This window comes from Mizugakiibacter sediminis (genome assembly GCF_000953855.2).
Lineage (GTDB): Bacteria > Pseudomonadota > Gammaproteobacteria > Xanthomonadales > Rhodanobacteraceae > Mizugakiibacter > Mizugakiibacter sediminis.
In genome coordinates this window covers 107,845-127,796 of record NZ_DF970177.1, presented here as the reverse complement: position 1 = coordinate 127,796, position 19,952 = coordinate 107,845, and the positions used below count along the sequence as shown (strand labels likewise).

The following is a 19,952-nucleotide window of genomic DNA, read 5'->3' as shown; positions in this document are numbered from 1 at the left end:
GCGCGGACGTCCCGCTAGACCGTTTCCGCGCGCATGCGTTCGGCCGCCTCGCGCGCGGCCTGATCGACGCGTTCGTTCTCGGCGTGGCCGGCGTGGCCGCGCACCCATTCCCAGGTCACCCGGTGCCGCGCGGCCGCTTCGGCGAGGCGCTGCCACAGATCCTGGTTCTTGACCGGCTTGCGGTCGGCGGTGCGCCAGCCGTTCGCGCGCCAGCGCGGCAGCCATTCCTCGATGCCCTGCTTGACGTACTGCGAATCGGTGGCGAGGCGCACCCGGCAGGGGCGCTTCAGCGCCTCCAGCGCGGCGATCGCCGCCGCCAGCTCCATGCGGTTGTTGGTGGTCGCGGCTTCCGCGCCCCGCAGCAGCCGCTCGTGGCCGTTCCAGCGCAGCAGCGCGGCCCAGCCGCCCGGGCCGGGATTGCCCAGGCAGGCGCCGTCGGTGAAAGCGTGGACGACGCGCGGTTCGTCGCTCATGCGCAGGCCCGGTGCGCGCCGGGCGCGAGCGTGCCGTGGCGCGCGGCGACCGCCGCCGGCCGCGGCCGCAGGCGCAGCGGGATCATCGCCGGGCGGCGCTTGCGCGCGACCAGCATGTAGCCGCCGCCGGCCGCGGCGTGCAGCCAGCGCGGCTGCGTGCGCGCGGACTGCGCGCGCGGCCACGCCGCGCCGTAGCGGCGCACCGCGTAGACGTCGACGCCGCGCGCGGCCAGCGCGCTGCGCCAGCGCCCGGGTCCGGCCAGGGTCAGCGCGGCGCCGCCCCGGTGCGCGCGCAGCGCCAGCCACGGCTGCCACAGGCTGAGCGGATGCAGCGCCGCGATCAGCGCGATGCCCTGCGGCGCCAGCACGCGCGCGAGCTCGTCGGCCAGCGCTTCCGGTCCGCCGATCGCCTCGGCGGCGAGGCGCAGCACCACCGCGCGGAAGCTGTCGTCGGCGAACGGCAGCGCATCGGCGTTGCCGAGCAGATCGCCGCTCAGCGCGCCGGCATGCACCTCGAGCCGCGTCCACACCGCCAGCAGCGGCGTCGGCGGCAGCGCCGGCGCGCCGCCGGCGTCGAGCAGCAGCGCATGCGTTCCGGCCAGCCCCGCCAGCTCCGGCGCGAGCGCCGCCGTCGCGTCCGCGCACAGGGCGCGCAACTGCGGGGTCTCGTACAGGGCGGCGACGGTTTCGGACATGCGGGCGGCGGTGATCGTCGTCACGATTGTGCGCGAAAGCGGCCGTGAGGTTAACAGACCGCTAACCTGAGCGGCGTCAACGCGTTGTTATAGTCCCGTGACGACACGCCCCGGATCGCCCCGTGCTGCGACTGTCCGCCCTGCCCGCGCTGAGCGACAACTACATCTGGCTGCTCGCCGACGCGGCCGGGCATGCGCTGGTCGTCGATCCCGGCGAGGCCGCGCCGGTGGAGGCGGCGCTGGCGCGCAAGGGGTTGCGGCTGACGGCGGTCCTGCTCACCCACCACCACGACGACCACATCGGCGGCGCGGCCGCGCTGGCGGCGCGCCACGCAGCGACGGTGATCGCGCCGCACGACGCGCGCATCCCGCACGCCGACCGCCGCGTCGGCGACGGCGACCGGCTGACGCTGACCGCGCCCGTCGCGGCCTTCGAGGTGATCGCCGTGCCCGGCCACACGCGCAGCCATGTCGCCTACGCCGGCGAAGGCCTGCTGTTCTGCGGCGACACGCTGTTCAGCCTCGGCTGCGGCCGCCTGTTCGAGGGCACGCCGGCGGAGATGCTGGCTTCGCTGGAGCGCCTCGCGGCGCTGCCCGACGCGACGCGCGTCTGCTGCGGCCACGAGTACACGCTCGCCAACGCCGCCTTCGCCCTGCAGGTGGAACCGGACAACACCGCGCTGCAGGCGCGGGCGGCCGAAGCGCGCGGCCTGCGCGCGCAGGCGCGGCCCACCCTGCCGAGCACGCTCGGCGCGGAACGCGCCGCCAATCCGTTCCTGCGCGTGGATGCGCCGGCGGTGGCGGCGTGGACGGCGGCCGCGGCGCACGCGCATACGCGTGTCGAGCGCTTCGCGGCGCTGCGCACGGCCAAGGACGCGTTCCGCGCATGATGCGCCGCCTGCTCGCCGCGGCGGCACCGGCGGCGCTGCTCGCGGCGTGCGCGCAGGCGCCGGTGCGCGCGCCGGCGCCGCAGCCGCCTGCGACACCGGCGTCGCCGCCGCAAGAGGTCGCGCGCGCGCCGCAGGCTCCCGCTCCACCCGCGCCAGCCGCCTCCGACGCCTGGGAACGCCTGCGCCGCAGCTTCGTCATGGACGGCTGCGACGCCGACCCGGATATCGCCGCGTGGGCGCGCCGCTACGCCGCCGCCCCGGACCGCTTCGAGGCGCAGCTCGGCGCCGCGCTGCCGCTGTTGCGCTACGTGCAGGCGCAGGCGGAAGCGGCGGACGTGCCCGGCGAATTCGTGCTGCTGCCGTGGGTGGAAAGCGAGTACCGCGCCGTACCCGGCGCCCGCGGCGGCCCGGCCGGCATCTGGCAGATCATGCCGCAGACCGCTCGCACGCTCGGCCTCGACCTCGGCCGCGACTACGACGGCCGTCTCGACGTGCACGCGTCCACGCAGGCCGCACTGCGCCTGCTGCGCCGCTACGACGACGAGTTCCACGACTGGCGCCTGGCCGACATGGCGTTCAACGTCGGCGAATACCGCGTCAAACGACTGCTCGACCGGCACGGCGCGCCGGGCGCGTCACCGGCGATCCCCGCTCTGCCCGTCGGCCGCATCACGCGCGAGCATCTGACCCGCCTGCTGGCGATGGCCTGCATCGTGCGCGAGCCCGCGCGCTTCGGCGTGGAACTGCCGCGCCTCGACGACGGCGGGCGGATCGTCCCGGTGCCGCTGGATGCGCCGATCGACCTGCGCGTGGCGGCGCGGCTCGCCGGCATGCCGCTCGAGGCGTTGCGCGCGCTCAACGCCGGCTATCGCCGCACGCGCATGCCCGCGCGCGGCGCGCCGCATCACCTGCTGCTGCCGCACGACCATGCCGAGCGGTTCCGCGGCGCCTACGCGCTGATGGATGCAGCGCGCTGGTCGGACTGGCGCGAGGCGCGGCTGCGCGCGCCGGCCACGCTGCAGACGCTGGCCGCGCGCGGCGACGTGCCGGCGGCCGCGCTGGCGGCGGCGAATGCCGTCGACGCCGATGCGCCGCTGTCCACCGGACGCACGCTGCTGCTGCCGCACGCGCTGCTGGCGCAGGCCGGCGCGCAGCTCGCCGCGGCCGACGCGCCGACGCCCACGCACACCGCGCAGCCGGGCGAGAGCCTGTGGAGCATCGCCCGCCGCTATCGCGTCAGCGTCGACGACCTGCGCGCCTGGAACGGGCTGGCGGGCGACACGCTGCGCCCGGGCCGGGTGCTGCGCCTGAGCGCGCCGGACTGAGCCACCATACCCGCGCGCACGTCGGCACGGGCCGCTACACTTCGCCGGCTGCGGTCCCTGCCGCAGCCACACCGCATTCGGGAGGACGCATGGGATTTCTGCACGGCAAGCGCGCCCTGATCGTGGGCATCGCCAGTCAGCGCTCGATCGCCTGGGGCATCGCCAACGCGATGCACCGCGAAGGCGCGCAGCTCGCCTTCACCTACCAGAACGACAAGCTGAAGAGCCGCGTCGAGGAAGCGGCCGCGGAGTTCGGCTCCAACATCGTGCTCCCCTGCGACGTCGCCGAGGATGCGCAGATCGACGCCATGTACGAGGCGCTGGGCCGGCACTGGGACGGCTTCGACATCCTGGTGCACTCGGTGGCGTTCGCGCCGCGCGAGGCGATCCAGGGCGACTTCCTGGACGGCCTGACCCGCGAGGCGTTCACCATCGCCCACGACATCTCCAGCTACAGCCTGGCGGCGCTGGCCAAGGGAGCGCGGCCGATGATGCAGGGCCGCGCCGGCGCCATCGTCACGCTGACCTACCTGGGCGGGCCGCGCGTGGTCGCCAACTACAACGTGATGGGCCTGGCCAAGGCCAGCCTCGAGGCCAACGTGCGCTATCTCGCCGCCAGCCTGGGCCCGCACGGCACGCGCGTCAACGCGATCTCGGCGGGTCCGATCAAGACCCTCGCCGCGGCCGGCATCTCCGGCTTCCGCAAGATGCTGGAGTACGCGGAGAACACCGCGCCGCTGCGCCGCAGCGTCACCATCGAAGAAGTCGGCAACGTGGCCGCCTTCCTCTGTTCCGACCTCGCCTCCGGCATCACCGGCGAAGTCACCTACGTGGACGCCGGCTACAACATCCTCGGCATGGCGCTGTAACGCCCGCCGCCGGCGCGAACGAAAAGGGGCCGCGATCGCGGCCCCTTTTCGTTGCACGGGATTTCCGCACCGTCACTGCATGCGGTCTTCCGCGACATCGATCTTGGCGCCGCTGCGCAGCGCGGCAATGAATTCGCGCGCCGCCTCCGTGCCGTAGAGCCGGGCCAGTTGCTGGCGCAGCATCGCCCGCTCCGCCGGCGCGACCTTGGCCGGATCGCCGGCGTGCACCGCATCCAGCGCGACCAGCGCGAAGGCGCCGTGCGCCAGCGGCACCAGCGCGGTGCCGGGCTTGCCGCCGGCCGGATACGGCATGCGGAACACGGCTTCGACCAGCGCCGCATCCGGCTGCTGCGCGTCGCGGCCGACGCCGGCCGCAGTCTGCACCTGCACGCCCGCCTCGGCGGCGACGGCGGCCAGGTCGCCGTCCTGCCGCAGCTTCGCGTACAGCGCGTCGGCGCGCTGCTTCGCCGCGGCTTCGGCGCGTTCGGTCAGCACGCGCTGACGGATGACGTCGCGCACCTCGGCCAGCGGCTTCGGTGTCGCCGGCGTGTGCTTGGCGACGTGCACCACCACGATGTGGTTCGGCCCCAGTTCGACCGGATCGGAGGTGTTGCCCTCGACCAGCACGCCGTTGGAGAACGCCGCCTCCACCACCTTCGGATTGGCCGCGATGCCTGCGCCGCCGCTGCGGGTGAACGGCGGCGTGGTCTGGATGGTCAGGCCGAGCGCCTTGGCCGCGGGTTCCAGCGAGCTCGGGTCCTGGTAGATCAGGTCGGTCAGCTTGCCGGCCACCTCGCTGAACTTGCGCTCGCGCTCGGAGTCCAGCATCTGCTTGGCCAGATCGTCCTTCACCTCCTCGAACGGCTTGGCCTGGCCCGAGCGCACGTCGCGCAGCCAGATCACGTGGTAGCCCTCGCTGGACAGCACGGGGGCGGAAATCTGCCCCTTCTGCAGCGCGAACAGCGCCGACTCGAACGCGGGGTCGGTTTCGCCCTTGCTGATCCAGCCGAGGTCGCCGCCCTGGCGCTTGGAGCCGAGGTCGTCGGAATACTGCTCGGCGAGCTTGGCGAAGTCGGCGCCGGGCGCCTTCGCCTCGGCGTCCAGTTTCTGCGCCTTTTCCAGCGCCGCCTTCTGCTGCGCCGGCGTCGCGTTCGCCGGCACCTTCACCAGGATGTGCGAAACCAGCCGCTGCTCGGGCAGCACGAAGCGCTGCTTCTCTTCCTCGTAGCGCTTCCGCAGCGATTCGTCGTCGACCGTCGCGTCGACCTTGAGGTCGGCGGCGTTCAACTCGAGGTACTGCAGCGCCACCGTCTCCGGATTCATGAAGTCGGACGGATGCGCCTTGTAGTAGGCGGCGATCTCGTCGTCGCTCACCGCGCCGTCGCCCACCGCGGGCGCGGGCAACAAGGCGTAGCGGATGTCGCGGGTCTGACCGCGCAGGCGCAGGTAGGCGTCGACGTCGGCGTCGGTGGCGAGGGCGCTGGCGCCGATCGCCTGCGGCAGGACTTCGGCCTGCAGATCCGAGCGCACGCGTTCCTGGAACGTCAGCGGCGACATGCCCTGCGAGGCGAGCACGGCGCGATAGGTGCCGTCATCGAACTTGCCGTCGATCTGGAACGCGGGAATCGCCGCGATGGCGTCGCGCACCTGCGCGTCGGACACCGCCGCCCCCAGCTTGTCGCCGGCCTGCAACACCAGCTGGCGGTCGATCAGCGCATCCAGCACCTGGCGCTTCACTTCGGGCTTCTCGAAGTAGCTGCCGTCCAGCTTGCCGCCGCTCTGCTGCAGCGCGCGCTGGCGGAAGTTGTCCATCGCCGTGCGGAAGTCCTGCTGGCTGACCTCGTGGCCGTTCACCTTGGCCACGAAGGTGTCGGTGCGGGCGACGAAATACGATTCGATGCCGAAGAAGGAGAACACGAAGACCAGCAGGCCGAAGACGACCTTCGACACCCAGCCCGAAAACATCTCACGCAGTTTGGTCAGCATCGCTGTGCCCGCTTGCTGCTGGCCGCCGACGGCGGCATTCCGTAAAAGACAAGGGCGCCGCACGGGCGCCCTTGTCGGTAAGTGGCGGAGTGGACGGGACTCGAACCCGCGACCCCCGGCGTGACAGGCCGGTATTCTAACCGTCTGAACTACCACTCCGCGGCGTGGTGGGTGCTGAGGGGATCGAACCCCCGACCCTCGCCTTGTAAGGGCGACGCTCTACCGCTGAGCTAAGCACCCGGCAAAGCGCTTCAGTTTATTGCGTCCTTGAGCGCCTTGCCAGCCTTGAAGGCCGGAACCTTCGAGGCCTTGATCTTGATCGTCTGGCCGGTGCGCGGGTTGCGGCCGCTGCGCGCGGCGCGCTTGCGCACGGTGAAGGTGCCGAAGCCCACCAGCGACACGTCGTCGCCCTTCTTCAGGCACTTCTTGATCGTCTCGAGCATCGCCTCGACGGCGCGCCCGGCGTCGGCCTTGGTCATGCCGGTGCTGTCGGCGACAGCAGCCACGAAATCGGCTTTGTTCATTCTGTGACTCCCTCTCAGGAATGGTGCGGCCCGCAGTGCGTGCGTTCGGGAGAAGCGGCACCCGGTTGCTGCAGTCGGGCCCCCCTCGATATACCGCTTCGGATCCCCGCAATCGTTCGAAGTCGATGCTTCGGCCTGATCACGGCGCAGCCTTTATACCAGCGCCCCCAATACCGCGCAACACAAGGCGTGGCGCGCTTTCCAGCGATTCGCGAGTGCGCGCGTTGTACGTTTGCGCGCGCAAAAACGCGCGCAAAAATTCGAAACCGGCGGCAAGCGATTGCGGGACTGACGATCGCCCGCCGCGGTCCGGCGCAGCGGGCGTCCGCGAACGATCAGTGCGGACGCGACGGCGTGCCTTCGCCGACGGCCTCTTCGCGCGCGGTCTCGATCGGCTGGCCTTCGCCTTCCGCGCGTTGCGGCGCGGGCGCGAGCGGCCGTTCCAGCGCCAGATCGAGCACCTCGTCGATCCACTTCACCGGATGGATCTGCAGCGACTCGGTGACGTTCTTCGGGATCTCGGCGAGATCCTTGCGGTTCTCTTCCGGGATGATCACGGTGGTGATGCCGCCGCGGTGCGCCGCCAGCAGCTTCTCCTTCAGGCCGCCGATCGGCAGCACGCGGCCGCGCAGCGTGATCTCGCCGGTCATCGCCACCTCGGAGCGCACCGGCACCTTGGTCAGCGCGGACACCAGCGCGGTGCACATCGCGATGCCGGCGCTGGGGCCGTCCTTGGGCGTGGCGCCCTCGGGCACGTGCACGTGCAGGTCGTGCTTCTGGTGGAACTCCGGGTCGATGCCGAGCCGGTCGGCGCGCGCGCGCACCACCGACAGCGCGGCCTGGATGGATTCCTGCATGACGTCGCCGAGCTGGCCGGTATGGATCAGCTTGCCCTTGCCCGGCACCACCGTCGCCTCGATGCTGAGCAGATCGCCGCCGACCTGCGTCCAGGCGAGGCCGGTCACCAGACCGATCTCGTTCTGCTGCTCGGCGCGACCGAAGGTGAACTTGCGCACGCCGAGGTAGTGGTCGAGGTTGCGCGCGCTGACCTGCACGCGCCTGGCCTTGGCCGGCGGCTGCGCCTTGGCGCCCGCCTCGGCAGCCGCCTTGCCCCTGGCCGCCTTGCCGGTCGCGGCCAGCGACAGGTCCTTGACGACCTTGCGGCAGATCTTGGCGATCTCGCGCTCGAGATTGCGCACGCCCGACTCGCGCGTGTAGTAGCGGATGATGTCGCGAATGGCGCTCTCGGAGACCACCAGTTCGTCCGGCTTCAGGCCGTTCGACTTGAGCTGCTTGGTCAGCAGGTAGCGCTGCGCGATGGCGACCTTCTCGTCCTCGGTGTACCCCGGGATGCGGATCACCTCCATGCGATCGAGCAGCGGCGCCGGGATGTTCAGCGAGTTGGCCGTGGCGATCCACATCACCTCGGACAGGTCGAAGTCGACCTCGAGGTAATGGTCGTTGAAGGCATGGTTCTGCTCGGGGTCGAGCACTTCCAGCAGCGCCGCCGAGGGGTCGCCGCGGAAATCCATCGCCATCTTGTCGATCTCGTCGAGCACGAACAGCGGATTCCGCGTGCCGACCTTCGACATGTTCTGGATGATGCGGCCCGGCATCGAGCCGATGTAGGTGCGCCGGTGGCCGCGGATCTCCGCCTCGTCGCGCACGCCGCCCAGCGACATGCGCACGAACTTGCGGTTGGTCGCCTTGGCGATCGACTGGCCGAGCGAGGTCTTGCCGACGCCGGGCGGGCCGACCAGGCACAGGATCGGCCCCTTCATCTTGTCGACGCGCTGCTGCACGGCGAGGTACTCGAGGATGCGCTCCTTGACCTTCTCCAGGCCGAAGTGGTCGGCATCCAGCACCTCCTGCGCCAGGCGCAGGTCCTTGCGCACCTTGGTGCGCTTCTTCCACGGCACGCCGACCAGCCAGTCGAGGTAGTTGCGCACCACCGTCGCCTCGGCCGACATCGGCGACATCTGCTTCAGCTTGTTCAGTTCCTGCCGGGCCTTCGCCAGCGTCTCCTTGGGCATGCCCGAGGATTCGATCTTGCGCGACAGCTCCTCGACTTCGCTCGGCCCTTCCTCGAGCTCGCCCAGCTCCTTCTGGATGGCCTTCATCTGCTCGTTGAGGTAGTACTCGCGCTGGCTCTTCTCCATCTGCGTCTTGATGCGGCCGCGAATGCGCTTCTCGATCTGCTGCAGATCGATCTCGCCGTCGACCAGGCCGATCAGCATCTCCAGGCGCTCGGCGACGTCGACCGTCTCCAGCACGCGCTGCTTGTCCGCCAGGCGCACGGTCAGGTGCGCCGCGATGGTGTCGGCCAGGCGCGACGGGTCGTCGATGCCGGACAGCGTGGAGAGGATTTCCGGCGGCAGCTTGCGGCTGGTCTTGACCAGCTGCTCGAACAGCGACACCAGCGTGCGCGAGACGACCTCCAGTTCGCGCTGCTCGCGCGTGTAGGTCGACTCGATCACCTCGGCGCGGGCGGTGAGCATGCCGTCGCGCTCGGCGTAGCCGGTGATGCGCACGCGGCTCTGGCCCTCGACCAGCACCTTGATCGTGCCGTCAGGCAGCTTGAGCAGCTGCAGCACGCCGGCCAGGGTGCCGATCTCGTGCAGGTCGTCGATCTTGGGATCGTCGATGTCGGGGCTCTTCTGCGCCACCAGCAGGATCTGCCGCTCGCCCTCCATCGCGGTCTCCAGCGCCTTCATCGACTTCTCGCGGCCGACGAACAGCGGGATGACCATGTGCGGATAGACGACGACGTCGCGCAGCGGCAGCACCGGCATGTCGGCGATCTGCGGCCCGGCCGCGGCGGGAATCGGCGTATGTTCTTGCATCGTGGCTCCGGAAACCCGAGAAAAAAGCTTGCGGCACGAGCCTGCGCCCGTGCCGTCGGATCGTCAAGTGGAGGCGGCCGCAGCCGCGATCAAGGGCGCGGTCAGGCCGCGCCGCTCGCGCCTTCGCCGGCGGCGCGCTGCTGCTGCAGGTTGCCGCGGTAAATCAGGTAGGGCTCGGCCTGGCCGTTGATGACGGCATCGTCGACCACGACCTTGCTGACGTGCTCCAGCGACGGCAGCTCGTACATGGTGTCGAGCAGCACCTGCTCGAGGATGGTGCGCAGGCCGCGCGCGCCGGTCTTGCGCTTCAACGCCTTGCGGGCGATCGCGGTCAGCGCCTCGGGGCGGAATTCCAGCTCCACGCCCTCCATGTCGAACAGCTTCTTGAATTGCTTGGTGATCGCGTTCTTCGGCTCGGTGAGGATCTTGACCAGCGCTTCCTCGTCGAGCTCGTCCAGCGTCGCCACCACCGGCAGGCGGCCGACAAACTCCGGGATCAGGCCGAACTTGACCAGATCCTCCGGCTCGACCTCGGACAGCAGCTTGCCGACGTTCTGCTTGCGCTCCTTGCTGCGGATCTCGGCGCTGAAGCCGATGCCCGTGGTCTCCGAGCGCTGCTGGATGATCTTCTCGAGGCCGGCGAACGCGCCGCCACACAGGAACAGGATGTTGCGCGTGTCGACCTGCAGGAACTCCTGCTGCGGATGCTTGCGCCCGCCCTGCGGCGGCACCGAGGCGATCGTGCCCTCGATCAGCTTCAGCAACGCCTGCTGCACGCCCTCGCCGGAGACGTCGCGGGTGATCGACGGGTTTTCGCTCTTGCGCGAGATCTTGTCGATCTCGTCGATGTAGACGATGCCGGTCTGCGCCTTCTCGACGTCGTAGTCGCACTTCTGCAGCAGCTTCTGGATGATGTTCTCGACGTCCTCGCCGACGTAGCCCGCCTCGGTGAGCGTGGTGGCGTCGGCGATGGTGAACGGCACGTTCAGCAGGCGCGCCAGCGTCTCGGCCAGCAGCGTCTTGCCGGAGCCGGTCGGGCCGATCAGCAGGATGTTCGACTTGGCGAGCTCGACGTCCTCGCTCTTCTGCCGCGATTCGAGCCGCTTGTAGTGGTTGTAGACCGCCACCGCCAGCGCCTTCTTGGCGCGGGTCTGGCCGACCACGTACTGGTCGAGCGTCTCCATGATCTCGCGCGGCTTGGGCAGGTGGCTGCGGCCGGACGCGGCCTTCTCCTCCAGCTCCTCGCGGATGATGTCGTTGCAGAGCTCGACGCACTCGTCGCAGATGAACACGGACGGGCCCGCGATCAGCTTGCGCACCTCGTGCTGGCTCTTGCCGCAGAAGGAGCAGTAGAGGATCTTGCCGCTGTCGTTGGATCGGCCTTGCCGGTCGTCGCTCATGCTCGGCCCCGAAAATCTAGGTGCGGTGCGAGGATAGCATAGCCTCCCGGGCCTGCCTGACAAGCCCGGAAAGCCGCCAAGTGTGAAAAAGCGCGTGCGATCAGGAGGATCGAACCGACTCGACGGGGCGTTTCTCCAGCACCGCGTCGATCAGACCGTACGCCTGCGCATCCGGCGCGCTCATGAAGAAGTCGCGCTCGACGTCGCGGGCGATCTTCTCGACGGGCTGGCCGGTGTGCTTGGCCATGGCCTCGTTGAGGCGCTCGCGGATGTACAGGATCTCCTTCGCCTGGATGGCGATGTCCGAGGCCTGGCCCTGCGCGCCGCCGGAGGGCTGGTGGATCATCATGCGCGAGTTCGGCAGGGCGAAACGCTTGCCCTTGGCGCCGGCGGCGAGCAGGAACGCGCCCATGCTGGCCGCCTGGCCGATGCACATCGTGCTGACGTCCGGCTTGAGGAACTGCATGGTGTCGTAGATCGCCAGGCCGGCGGTCACCGATCCGCCCGGGCTGTTGATGTACAGGCTGATGTCCTTGTCCGGATTCTCGGACTCGAGGAACAGCAGCTGCGCCACCACCACGTTGGCCATGTAGTCGTCGATCGGGCCGACCAGGAACACCACCCGCTCCTTCAGCAGACGCGAGTAGATGTCGTAGGCGCGCTCGCCGCGCGAGGTCTGCTCGACGACGACGGGCACCAGGTTGAGGTTCTGGATCGGCTCGATGGACCGGCTCATGCGGATCTCCAGGGGCGCGGCCGCCTCAGGCGGCCTGGTTCGGACGCATCACCTCGTCGAAGCTCAGGCGCTTCTCGGTGGTCCTGGCGTGCTCCGCCACCCACTCCGCCACCTGGTCCTCGAGGACGCGGTTCTGCAGTCCGTTCATCAATTGGGGATCCGCATTGTAGAGTTCAATGACCTTGTGCGGCTCCTCGTAGGTCGAGGCGATCGCGTTCAGCAGCTCGGTGACACGCCGGCCGTCCACGCGCAGCTGGTTCTGACGGGCGATCTCGCCGATCAGCAGCGAGGCGATCACGCGGCGGCGCGCCAGCGGCTCGGCGGCGGCCAGCGCCTCCGGCGGCAACGGCGCGCCCTGCGGCAGGGTGGCGCGGACGATCGCCTCGGCTTCTGCCTGCACCATCACGCGCGGCACCTCGAGGTCCGGGCGGGTGGCCGCCAGCTTGCCGGCCACTTCGTTCTTCAGGCGCCCCAGCAGGGCGTTGCCGAGCTCGCGCTCCAGGTTGGCACGCACTTCCTTGCGGAAGGACTCCACCGTGCCGTCCTTGATGCCGAACAGGCGGATGAAGTCGGCATTCAGTTCGGGCACCTTCGGCGCCTGCACCTTGGTGATCTTCAGCGTGACGCGGGCCAGTTTGCCCGCCAGGTCCGCGTTGCGGAACTCGGCCGGGAAGGCGACGTCGACCTCGAGCTCGGCGCCCACCGCCTGGCCGGTCAGGGCGGCATCGAACTCCTTGAACAGCGTGCCGCCGCCGAGCACGGAGCCGGCGCGCTCCAGGCCCTGCTCCGGCCAGCGCCGGTCGGCGGTCTGCGCCGCGTACTCGAACAGCACCAGGTCGCCCGCCTGCGAGGGGCGCTCGACCGCCTCGAAGCTGCGGCGCTGCTGGCGCAGCGTCTCGATCATCGCGTCGACGTCGGCCTCGGTGACCTCGGCCACCACGCGCTCGATCTCCAGCGCGGAGACGTCGACGCCGCCCAAGTCGGGCAGCACCTCGAAGGTCGCCGTGTAGGCGATCTCGCCGCCTTCGGGCGTGCCGGTCGTGTCGATCGACGGCGGCGCCACCGGACGCAGGTTCTCCTTCGCCACGGCCTCGCGGAACGTGCTGCCGATCAGGTCCGACAGCGCCTCGCCGCGGATCTGCGCGCCGAAGCGCTGCTCGATCACCTTGGCAGGCACCTTGCCCGGGCGGAAGCCCTTCAGGCGTGCGCTGCGCCCCATCTGCACGATGCGCTCGCGCACCTGCGATTCCAGCTGCTCGGCGGGGAACCTGACCGTGAGCTTGCGCTCCAGCTTGCCGACGTTCTCGACTGAAACTTGCATGCCGACTCCCGAAACTGCGAAAGGCCGCCGCCGGCTCACGCCGCCGCCGCGCGGGTTGGTGCGAAAGGAGAGACTCGAACTCTCACGGGTTGCCCCACTGGAACCTAAATCCAGCGCGTCTACCAGTTCCGCCACTTTCGCTGCGCCCGGACATCACCATGCTGCCGGACACGAACACCTGGGGAACCACGCGAGCCGAGGAGAGGATGGTGGGCCGTCTAGGACTCGAACCTAGAACCTACGGATTAAGAGTCCGCTGCTCTACCAATTGAGCTAACGGCCCACTGAGTTTTCATGCATTCAGTACATGGTACTGAATTTGGGGTGGGCGATGGGACTCGAACCCACGACAACCGGAATCACAATCCGGTACTCTAACCAGCTGAGCTACGCCCACCATAAAGCTCTCGACCACGTTTGGCGCGCCCGACAGGACTCGAACCTGCAACCGTCGGCTTAGAAGGCCGATGCTCTATCCGGTTGAGCTACAGGCGCAGTCTCTGGCAAGTACAGCCGGTGGTCGGGGTAGAGGGATTCGAACCCCCGACGTCCAGCTCCCAAAGCTGGCGCTCTACCAGGCTGAGCTATACCCCGTCGCTTTCCAGACCTCTCGGCAGAGCAGTGTCCCGAAGCTTCGGAATAGTACGAACGGGCCCGGTTGCAGTCAATCGGTCCGGCTGCAGACGCGGGCGCTTCGAGCGCGCGCCTGCAACCTCGAGCCGCGGCCGACGGAGCCAAACAAAACGGGGTGACCAGCACCCCGTTCCGTCGAAAAATGGCGCGCCCGGAGAGATTCGAACTCCCGACCACCAAGTTCGTAGCCTGGTACTCTATCCAACTGAGCTACGGGCGCGCACTAAACTTTTCGCCGACGTCCGCCGCGCTGCAATCGCCCGCGCGCCGTTCGGCGAGACGCGAGATTATTCCGGCATGCCGTGCGGGCGTCAAGCCCCCGTCGTCGTCCCGGCGGAACCGGTCCGCGGCGCCGCGCTCGCGCCGTCACGCGCGGCGATCCGGCGCCAACGCGCCGCCCTCGGACCAACCCCGCGCGGCAATTTCAAATAGACGTCCAGACGGCTATTTCGAACGGCTGCCCGAATGCGAAGGAGCCGCGGCGCGAACGCCGTGGCTCCCTGGCAGCAACTGGCGGAGAGAGAGGGATTCGAACCCTCGATAGAGCTTTTGACCCTATACTCCCTTAGCAGGGGAGCCCCTTCGGCCTCTCGGGCATCTCTCCGGATAACGAACGCGCACGGCGGAACCATCGCAGGCCGCGAAGGATAACGGCTGCTGCGTGGAGCGTAAAGCCTCAGTCCGACTCGGAATCCGACGCCGGCGCGTCCGGATGCTCCTGTTCGCGCTTGATGCGCTGGTAGATCTCTTCGCGGTGCACGGCCACGTCTTTGGGCGCGTTTATGCCGATGCGCACCTGGTTGCCTTTCACGCCGAGCACGGTGACCGTCACCTGATCACCGATCATCAGGGTTTCCCCCACCCGGCGAGTCAAAATCAGCATGTCGATGCTCCTAATCGCTCATGTCGTCAGGCCGTCTGCCCTGCCCGCGCGACTCACCCCAGCCGCACTTGCAGGAACGGTCCGGCGAACCGCTCGCCGCTGACGCGCCGCTTGGGCGCTCCGACGGCGACGCGGCCTCACCCGCGCATCCGTCGACCGTGACGACGACTCCCCAGGCCGACACGGCCGGGGGATACTAGCCGAGGGCCCTTGCGCACGCAATTAACGAGGCAGGATTCGCACCCTCGATGGTTGGACCGCGAGAACCCTCGCGCGTTCGACTCAGCCGAGGCGCGCGTTCGACTCAGCCGAGGCGCGCGGCGACCCACTCCGGCAACGCGCGCAGCGCGGCGTCGAGCGCAGGCGTATCGTTGCCGCCGCCCTGCGCCATGTCCGGGCGGCCGCCGCCCTTGCCGCCGATCTGCCGGGCGACCTGCGCGACGACGTCGCCGGCCTTCACGCGGCCCAGCGCCGCGCCGTGCACGCCGCCGACCAGCGCCGCCTTGCCGTCCGCGGCCGCGGCCAGCAGCACCACGCAATCGCCGAGTTTCTGCTTCAGCGTATCCACGCCTTCGCGCAGCGCCTTGGCATCCAGACCGTCGACGCGCGCGGCGACCACGCGGATGCCGCCGACTTCGCGCGCCTGACCGACCAGATCCTGCACCGCCGAACCAGCCGCCTTGGCCTTCAGCGATTCCAGCTCGCGCTCGAGGCGCTTCTGCCGTTCCAGCAGCTGGCGCAGCTTGTCGACGACGTCGCCGCTGCCGGCCGACAACAGGCCCGCGGCTTCGGCGAGACGGCGCTCCTCGTCGGCGACGTAGGCCAGCGCACCGGCGCCGGTCAGCGCCTCGATGCGGCGCACGCCGGCGGCGACGCCGCCCTCGCCGACGATCTTGAACAGGCCGATGTCGCCGGTGCGGCCGACGTGCGTGCCGCCGCACAGCTCGGTGGAGAAATCGCCCATGCGCAGCACGCGCACCTCGTCGCCGTACTTCTCGCCGAACAGCGCCATCGCGCCGAAGGCGAGCGCGTCCTTGTAGCCCATGTGGCGCACTTCCGCCTCGACGTTGCGGCGGATCTCCGCGTTGACCAGATCCTCGATGCGGCGCAGATCTTCCGTTCCGATCGGCTGGAAATGCGAGAAGTCGAAGCGCAGGCGCTCGGGCGCCACCAGCGAGCCCTTCTGCTGCACGTGCTCGCCGAGCACCTTGCGCAGCGCGGCGTGCAGCAGGTGGGTGGCGGAATGGTTCAGCACGATGGCGCGGCGGCGCTCGGCGTCGACCGCGGCGCGCACGCGCGCGCCGGCGCGCAGCGGCGCGCTGCCGCGCCAGCGGCCGACATGGCCGTGGAAGACGCCGCCCAGTTTCTGCGTGTCGGCGACCTCGAAACGGCCCTCGCCCGCCGCCAGCGCGCCGGTGTCGCCGACCTGGCCGCCGGACTCGGCGTAGAACGGCGTGCGGTCGAGGATCACGATGCCTTCCTCGCCGTCGGCCAGCGCATCGACCTTGCGGCCGCCGCGCACGATCGCCAGCACCTCGCAGGCGTCCGCCAGCAGCGTCTCGTAGCCGAGGAACGCGGTCGGCGCCAGCGCGCTGGCCAGCTCCGCCGGGATCTGCGCCTTCGCCTCGAACTGGCTGGCGGCGCGGGCGCGTTCGCGCTGTTCCTCCATCGCCGCCTCGAAGCCGGCCATGTCGACGGCCAGGCCGCGCTCGCGGGCGATGTCGGCGGTGAGGTCGACGGGAAAACCGTAGGTGTCGTACAGGCGGAAGGCTTCGGCGCCGGGAATGGTCTTGCCCGCCTTCGCCGCCACCTCGTCGAACACGCGCATGCCATGCTCCAGCGTTTCGCCGAAGCGCTGTTCCTCCGCACGCAGCGCCTGCTCGACCAGCGCCTGCTTCTGCGCGAGCTCCGGATAGGCCTCGCCCATCTGCTCGACCAGCGGCGCGACCATCTTCCAGAAGAAGTCGCCGCGCACGCCCAGCATCCAACCGTGGCGCAGGGCGCGACGGACGATCCGGCGCAGCACGTAGCCGCGGCCCTCGTTGGAGGGCAGCACGCCGTCGACGATCAGGAACGCGCAGGCGCGGATGTGGTCGGCGATCACGCGCAACGACTTGTTCTCGTGATCCGTCGTGCCGGTGAGCTTGGCCGCGGCCTGGATCAGGTGCCGGAACAGGTCGATCTCGTAGTTGGAGTGCACGCCCTGCAGCACCGCCGCCAGGCGTTCGAGGCCCATGCCGGTGTCGACGCAGGGCGCGGGCAGCGGCGTCAGCGTGCCGTCGGCGGCGCGGTCGAACTGCATGAACACCAGGTTCCAGATCTCGATGTAGCGGTCGCCGTCGGCGTCCGCGGCACCGGGCGGGCCGCCGGCGACGCCGGGGCCGTGGTCGTAGAAGATCTCGGTGCACGGACCGCACGGGCCGGTGTCGGCCATCTGCCAGAAATTGTCGGAAGCGTACGGCGCGCCTTTGTTGTCGCCGATGCGCACGATGCGCCCGGCGGGCACGCCGATCTCGTCGCGCCAGATCGCATAGGCCTCGTCGTCGGTGTGGTAGACGGTGACCCACAGGCGCTCGGCCGGCAGCTTGAACTCGGCGGTCAGCAGCTCCCACGCCCAGGCGATCGCCTCGCGCTTGAAGTAGTCGCCGAACGACCAGTTGCCCAGCATCTCGAAGAAGGTGTGGTGGCGCGCGGTGTAGCCCACCGAGTCGAGGTCGTTGTGCTTGCCGCCGGCGCGCAGGCAGCGCTGCACGTCGGCGGCGCGCACGTAGCCCGGCTTCTCGCTGCCGAGGAACACGTTCTTGAACTGCACCATCCCCGAATTGGTGAACAGCAGGGTCGGGTCGTTGGCCGGCACCAGCGTGCTGGACGGCACGATGGTGTGGCCGCGGGCGCGGAAGAACTCGAGGAAGCGCGATCGGATTTCGGCGGTTTTCATGGGGTTGCGGCAGCAAGCTCGATTCGATTCCACGTAGGGACGAGCGCCGCTCCCGCCGCGGGCCGGCGGCAAATCCGGCCTGCGCGCCCGCCGCCCGACGGGAGGGCCGCGTAAGCATCGGCAGCGGGATTCCGCCGGAGCGGTGACGGATCGTGCGCGCGGCGCCGGCCGGATTCAGTCCTCGGCCGCGCCGGCATCGTCCACGTCGACGTGGGTGACGGTTCTTACTGTGGCGGCATCGAAGCCGCGGCGCAAGAGGAACTGCGCGCGGCGGTCGCGTTCGGCGCGGTCGCCCGCCGGGCGGCCGTAGCGCCGCCGCAGCAGTTGTTGCGCCAGCGCCGCCCAGTCGACCTCGGCCTGCGCCAGCAGCGCGCGGATCGTCGGCTCGGGGATGGCGTGGGTGCGCAACTCGGCGCGGATGCGCCGCGGGCCGTAGCCTTGCGCGACGCGCGTGCGCACCAGCATCTCGGCGAAACGCTCGTCGCTCTGGTACTGCGCGCGGCCGAGCCGGTCGAGCGCGGCCTCGGTCTCGTCTTCGTCGTAGCCGCTGCGGTCGAGCCGCGCCCGCAACTCGCGCCGCGACTGCTCGCGGCGCGCCAGCCAGCCCAGCGCGCGGTCGTAGGCGCTGCGCTGCGGGGCATCGTCCGTGTCGTGGGCGTCGCGGCGGCGTCGCATGGCGGAAGATCGGCGCCGGCCCTCGCGGGCACGGCGGACCCGGGCGCGCGGGCAAACCGCGCGCCCGTCGCCCGTCAGGCTTCCTCGGCTTCGGCCGCTTCCAGCGCCCCGGCCGCGCCGCGGCCGCCTTCCGCGATCAGCTGCGCGCGCAGCTGGGCTTCGATCTCGGCGGCGATCTCCGGGTGCTCCTTCAGGTACTGGCGGGCGTTGTCCTTGCCCTGGCCGATGCGCTCGCCCTTATAGCTGTACCAGGCGCCGGACTTCTCCACCAGCTTGAGGTCGGAGCCCATGTCGAGCAGCTCGCCCTCGCGGCTGATGCCCTCGCCGTAGAGGATTTCGGTGGTGACCTGCTTGAACGGCGGCGCCAGCTTGTTCTTGACCACCTTGATCTTGGTCTGGTTGCCGATGATCTCCTCGCCCTTCTTCACCGAGCCGATGCGGCGGATGTCGAGGCGCACCGAGGCGTAGAACTTCAGCGCGTTGCCGCCGGTGGTGGTTTCCGGGTTCTGGCCGGGCATCATCATGCCGATCTTCATGCGCAATTGGTTGATGAAGATCACCAGGCAGTTCGACTTCTTGATGTTGGCGGTCAGCTTGCGCAGCGCCTGGCTCATCAGCCGCGCCTGCAGGCCGGGCAGCTGGTCGCCCATCTCGCCCTCGATTTCGGCGCGCGGGGTCAGCGCCGCCACCGAGTCGACCACCACCATGTCGACGGCGTTGGAACGCACCAGCATGTCGGCGATCTCCAGCGCCTGCTCGCCGGTGTCGGGCTGCGAGACCAGCAGGTCGTCGATGTTCACGCCGAGCTTGACGGCATAGGTGGGATCGAGCGCGTGCTCGGCGTCGACGAAGGCGGCCGTGCCGCCGTTCTTCTGGCAGTTGGCGATCGCCTGCAGGGTCAGCGTGGTCTTGCCGGAGGATTCCGGGCCGTAGATCTCGACCACGCGGCCGCGCGGCAGGCCGCCGATGCCGAGCGCGATGTCCAGCGCCAGCGAGCCGGTCGAGATGGTCTCCACGGCGTCGGCGCTGCGGTCGCCCATGCGCATCACCGCGCCCTTGCCGAACTGCTTCTCGATCTGGCTCAGCGCGGAGGCGAGCGCACGACGCTTGTTGTCATCCATTGCCGGTTCCTCGATGGGGCGGAGTTAGCGGTGACTGTGCGCGGCGGCGGTCTCAGCGGTTGCGACGCCGCGGCGCGTGCGACGATTATCCCACAGCGGCGCCGGCGCCACCCGTACGCGACGCCGCGTCAGTCCGTCAGGATTTTCCGCACGCCGATGAGGGCCTGCGCCACGGTCTGCCGGCGCACCGCCTCGCGGTCGCCGCCGAAATGGAACAGCTCGGCGCGCGCGTAGCCGCCGCGGCGCTTCCAGGCGATCCACACCGTGCCGACCGGCTTGTCGGGCGTGCCGCCGGACGGGCCGGCGATGCCGGTCACCGCCACCGCCACCGTCGCGCCGAACCGCGCCAGCGCGCCGGACACCATTTCCACCGCGGTTTCCTGGCTGACCGCGCCGGTGCGTTCCAGCGTGTGCGGGTTGACCCCGAGCAGCGCCTCCTTGGCCTCGTAGCTGTACGCGACCACACCGCACTCGAACCAGTGCGAGCTGCCCGGCAGGTCGGTCAGGGTCTTGGCGATCCAACCGCCGGTGCACGACTCCGCGGCGACTATCGTCTGGCCGCGCTCGGTCAGCGCCTCGGCCACCACCCGCGCCAGCGCGTGCAGCTCGCCGTCGCTGGGCATCTGCGGCTTGTCCATGG

At 70.0% G+C, this 19,952-nt stretch carries 16 protein-coding genes and 9 tRNA genes; 3 read left to right on the top strand and 22 right to left on the bottom strand.

Annotation, left to right across the window (positions count from 1 at the left end; genetic code table 11):
• Positions 1 to 14: 14 nt before the first annotated feature.
• Positions 15 to 473, bottom strand: a complete 459-nt coding sequence (rnhA, locus tag MBSD_RS06205; protein ID WP_062536086.1) for a ribonuclease HI — start codon at positions 471 to 473, stop codon at positions 15 to 17.
• Complete coding sequence (locus MBSD_RS06200; RefSeq protein ID WP_148667821.1) at positions 470 to 1,192, bottom strand: class I SAM-dependent methyltransferase; 723 nt, start codon at positions 1,190 to 1,192, stop codon at positions 470 to 472. Before MBSD_RS06200 ends, rnhA begins: the two co-directional genes overlap by 4 nt.
• Positions 1,193 to 1,293: 101 nt before the next feature.
• On the opposite strand from MBSD_RS06200, the gene gloB reads away from it, so the two are divergent.
• The 3 genes from gloB (at position 1,294) to MBSD_RS06185 (ending at position 4,252) form a co-directional block, all read left to right on the top strand.
• Complete coding sequence (gloB, locus tag MBSD_RS06195; protein ID WP_062536109.1) at positions 1,294 to 2,058, top strand: hydroxyacylglutathione hydrolase; 765 nt, start codon at positions 1,294 to 1,296, stop codon at positions 2,056 to 2,058.
• The gene (locus tag MBSD_RS06190) at positions 2,055 to 3,383 is read left to right on the top strand and encodes a LysM peptidoglycan-binding domain-containing protein (RefSeq protein WP_062536083.1); all 1,329 of its coding nucleotides are present in this window, start codon (positions 2,055 to 2,057) and stop codon (positions 3,381 to 3,383) included. Before gloB ends, MBSD_RS06190 begins: the two co-directional genes overlap by 4 nt.
• Positions 3,384 to 3,472: 89 nt before the next feature.
• Positions 3,473 to 4,252, top strand: a complete 780-nt coding sequence (locus MBSD_RS06185; protein ID WP_062536081.1) for an enoyl-ACP reductase FabI — start codon at positions 3,473 to 3,475, stop codon at positions 4,250 to 4,252.
• 72 nt (positions 4,253 to 4,324) lie between these two features.
• Here MBSD_RS06185 and MBSD_RS06180 read toward each other — a convergent pair whose 3' ends face one another.
• The 20 genes from MBSD_RS06180 to MBSD_RS06085 all read right to left on the bottom strand — a co-directional run bounded on the left by MBSD_RS06180 (position 4,325) and on the right by MBSD_RS06085 (position 19,950).
• On the bottom strand, positions 4,325 to 6,238 hold the full coding sequence (locus MBSD_RS06180) for a SurA N-terminal domain-containing protein (RefSeq protein WP_062536079.1): 1,914 nt from the start codon (positions 6,236 to 6,238) through the stop codon (positions 4,325 to 4,327).
• 82 nt (positions 6,239 to 6,320) lie between these two features.
• A tRNA-Asp gene (locus MBSD_RS06175) sits at positions 6,321 to 6,397 on the bottom strand.
• A gap of 6 nt (positions 6,398 to 6,403) precedes the next feature.
• A tRNA-Val gene (locus MBSD_RS06170) sits at positions 6,404 to 6,478 on the bottom strand.
• 11 nt (positions 6,479 to 6,489) lie between these two features.
• On the bottom strand, positions 6,490 to 6,762 hold the full coding sequence (locus tag MBSD_RS06165) for an HU family DNA-binding protein (protein WP_062536078.1): 273 nt from the start codon (positions 6,760 to 6,762) through the stop codon (positions 6,490 to 6,492).
• Positions 6,763 to 7,097: 335 nt separating this feature from the next.
• On the bottom strand, positions 7,098 to 9,605 hold the full coding sequence (lon, locus tag MBSD_RS06160) for an endopeptidase La (protein WP_062536076.1): 2,508 nt from the start codon (positions 9,603 to 9,605) through the stop codon (positions 7,098 to 7,100).
• Between the two features lie 101 nt (positions 9,606 to 9,706).
• Positions 9,707 to 11,005 (bottom strand): ATP-dependent Clp protease ATP-binding subunit ClpX, encoded by a 1,299-nt coding sequence (gene clpX / locus MBSD_RS06155; protein ID WP_062536074.1) that lies wholly within the window; start codon positions 11,003 to 11,005, stop codon positions 9,707 to 9,709.
• A 100-nt stretch (positions 11,006 to 11,105) separates the two neighbouring features.
• On the bottom strand, positions 11,106 to 11,741 hold the full coding sequence (clpP, locus tag MBSD_RS06150) for an ATP-dependent Clp endopeptidase proteolytic subunit ClpP (protein WP_062536072.1): 636 nt from the start codon (positions 11,739 to 11,741) through the stop codon (positions 11,106 to 11,108).
• Positions 11,742 to 11,766: 25 nt separating this feature from the next.
• Entirely contained in the window at positions 11,767 to 13,062 is a 1,296-nt protein-coding gene (gene tig, locus MBSD_RS06145) for a trigger factor (protein WP_062536070.1), read from the bottom strand.
• 56 nt (positions 13,063 to 13,118) lie between these two features.
• Positions 13,119 to 13,203, bottom strand: a tRNA-Leu gene (locus MBSD_RS06140).
• Between the two features lie 66 nt (positions 13,204 to 13,269).
• Positions 13,270 to 13,345 (bottom strand) — tRNA-Lys (locus MBSD_RS06135).
• 37 nt (positions 13,346 to 13,382) lie between these two features.
• Positions 13,383 to 13,459: transfer RNA gene (locus MBSD_RS06130), tRNA-His, on the bottom strand.
• A 21-nt stretch (positions 13,460 to 13,480) separates the two neighbouring features.
• Positions 13,481 to 13,557, bottom strand: a tRNA-Arg gene (locus MBSD_RS06125).
• A gap of 22 nt (positions 13,558 to 13,579) precedes the next feature.
• A tRNA-Pro gene (locus MBSD_RS06120) sits at positions 13,580 to 13,656 on the bottom strand.
• A gap of 182 nt (positions 13,657 to 13,838) precedes the next feature.
• Positions 13,839 to 13,915: transfer RNA gene (locus MBSD_RS06115), tRNA-Arg, on the bottom strand.
• Positions 13,916 to 14,206: 291 nt separating this feature from the next.
• Positions 14,207 to 14,299, bottom strand: a tRNA-Ser gene (locus MBSD_RS06110).
• Positions 14,300 to 14,371: 72 nt separating this feature from the next.
• The gene (gene csrA / locus MBSD_RS06105) at positions 14,372 to 14,578 is read right to left on the bottom strand and encodes a carbon storage regulator CsrA (protein WP_062536068.1); all 207 of its coding nucleotides are present in this window, start codon (positions 14,576 to 14,578) and stop codon (positions 14,372 to 14,374) included.
• A gap of 304 nt (positions 14,579 to 14,882) precedes the next feature.
• Positions 14,883 to 17,516, bottom strand: coding sequence for an alanine--tRNA ligase (gene alaS / locus MBSD_RS06100; RefSeq protein ID WP_062536066.1), 2,634 nt, complete (start codon positions 17,514 to 17,516; stop codon positions 14,883 to 14,885).
• Between the two features lie 174 nt (positions 17,517 to 17,690).
• Positions 17,691 to 18,191 carry a regulatory protein RecX gene (locus tag MBSD_RS06095; RefSeq protein ID WP_062536064.1) on the bottom strand — a complete coding sequence of 167 codons (501 nt, stop codon included), beginning with the start codon at positions 18,189 to 18,191 and terminating at the stop codon, positions 17,691 to 17,693.
• A 74-nt stretch (positions 18,192 to 18,265) separates the two neighbouring features.
• Positions 18,266 to 19,312: a recombinase RecA gene (recA, locus tag MBSD_RS06090; protein WP_062536062.1), complete on the bottom strand. Its 1,047-nt coding sequence runs from the start codon at positions 19,310 to 19,312 to the stop codon at positions 18,266 to 18,268.
• A 128-nt stretch (positions 19,313 to 19,440) separates the two neighbouring features.
• Complete coding sequence (locus MBSD_RS06085; RefSeq protein ID WP_062536060.1) at positions 19,441 to 19,950, bottom strand: CinA family protein; 510 nt, start codon at positions 19,948 to 19,950, stop codon at positions 19,441 to 19,443.
• Positions 19,951 to 19,952 lie beyond the last annotated feature (2 nt).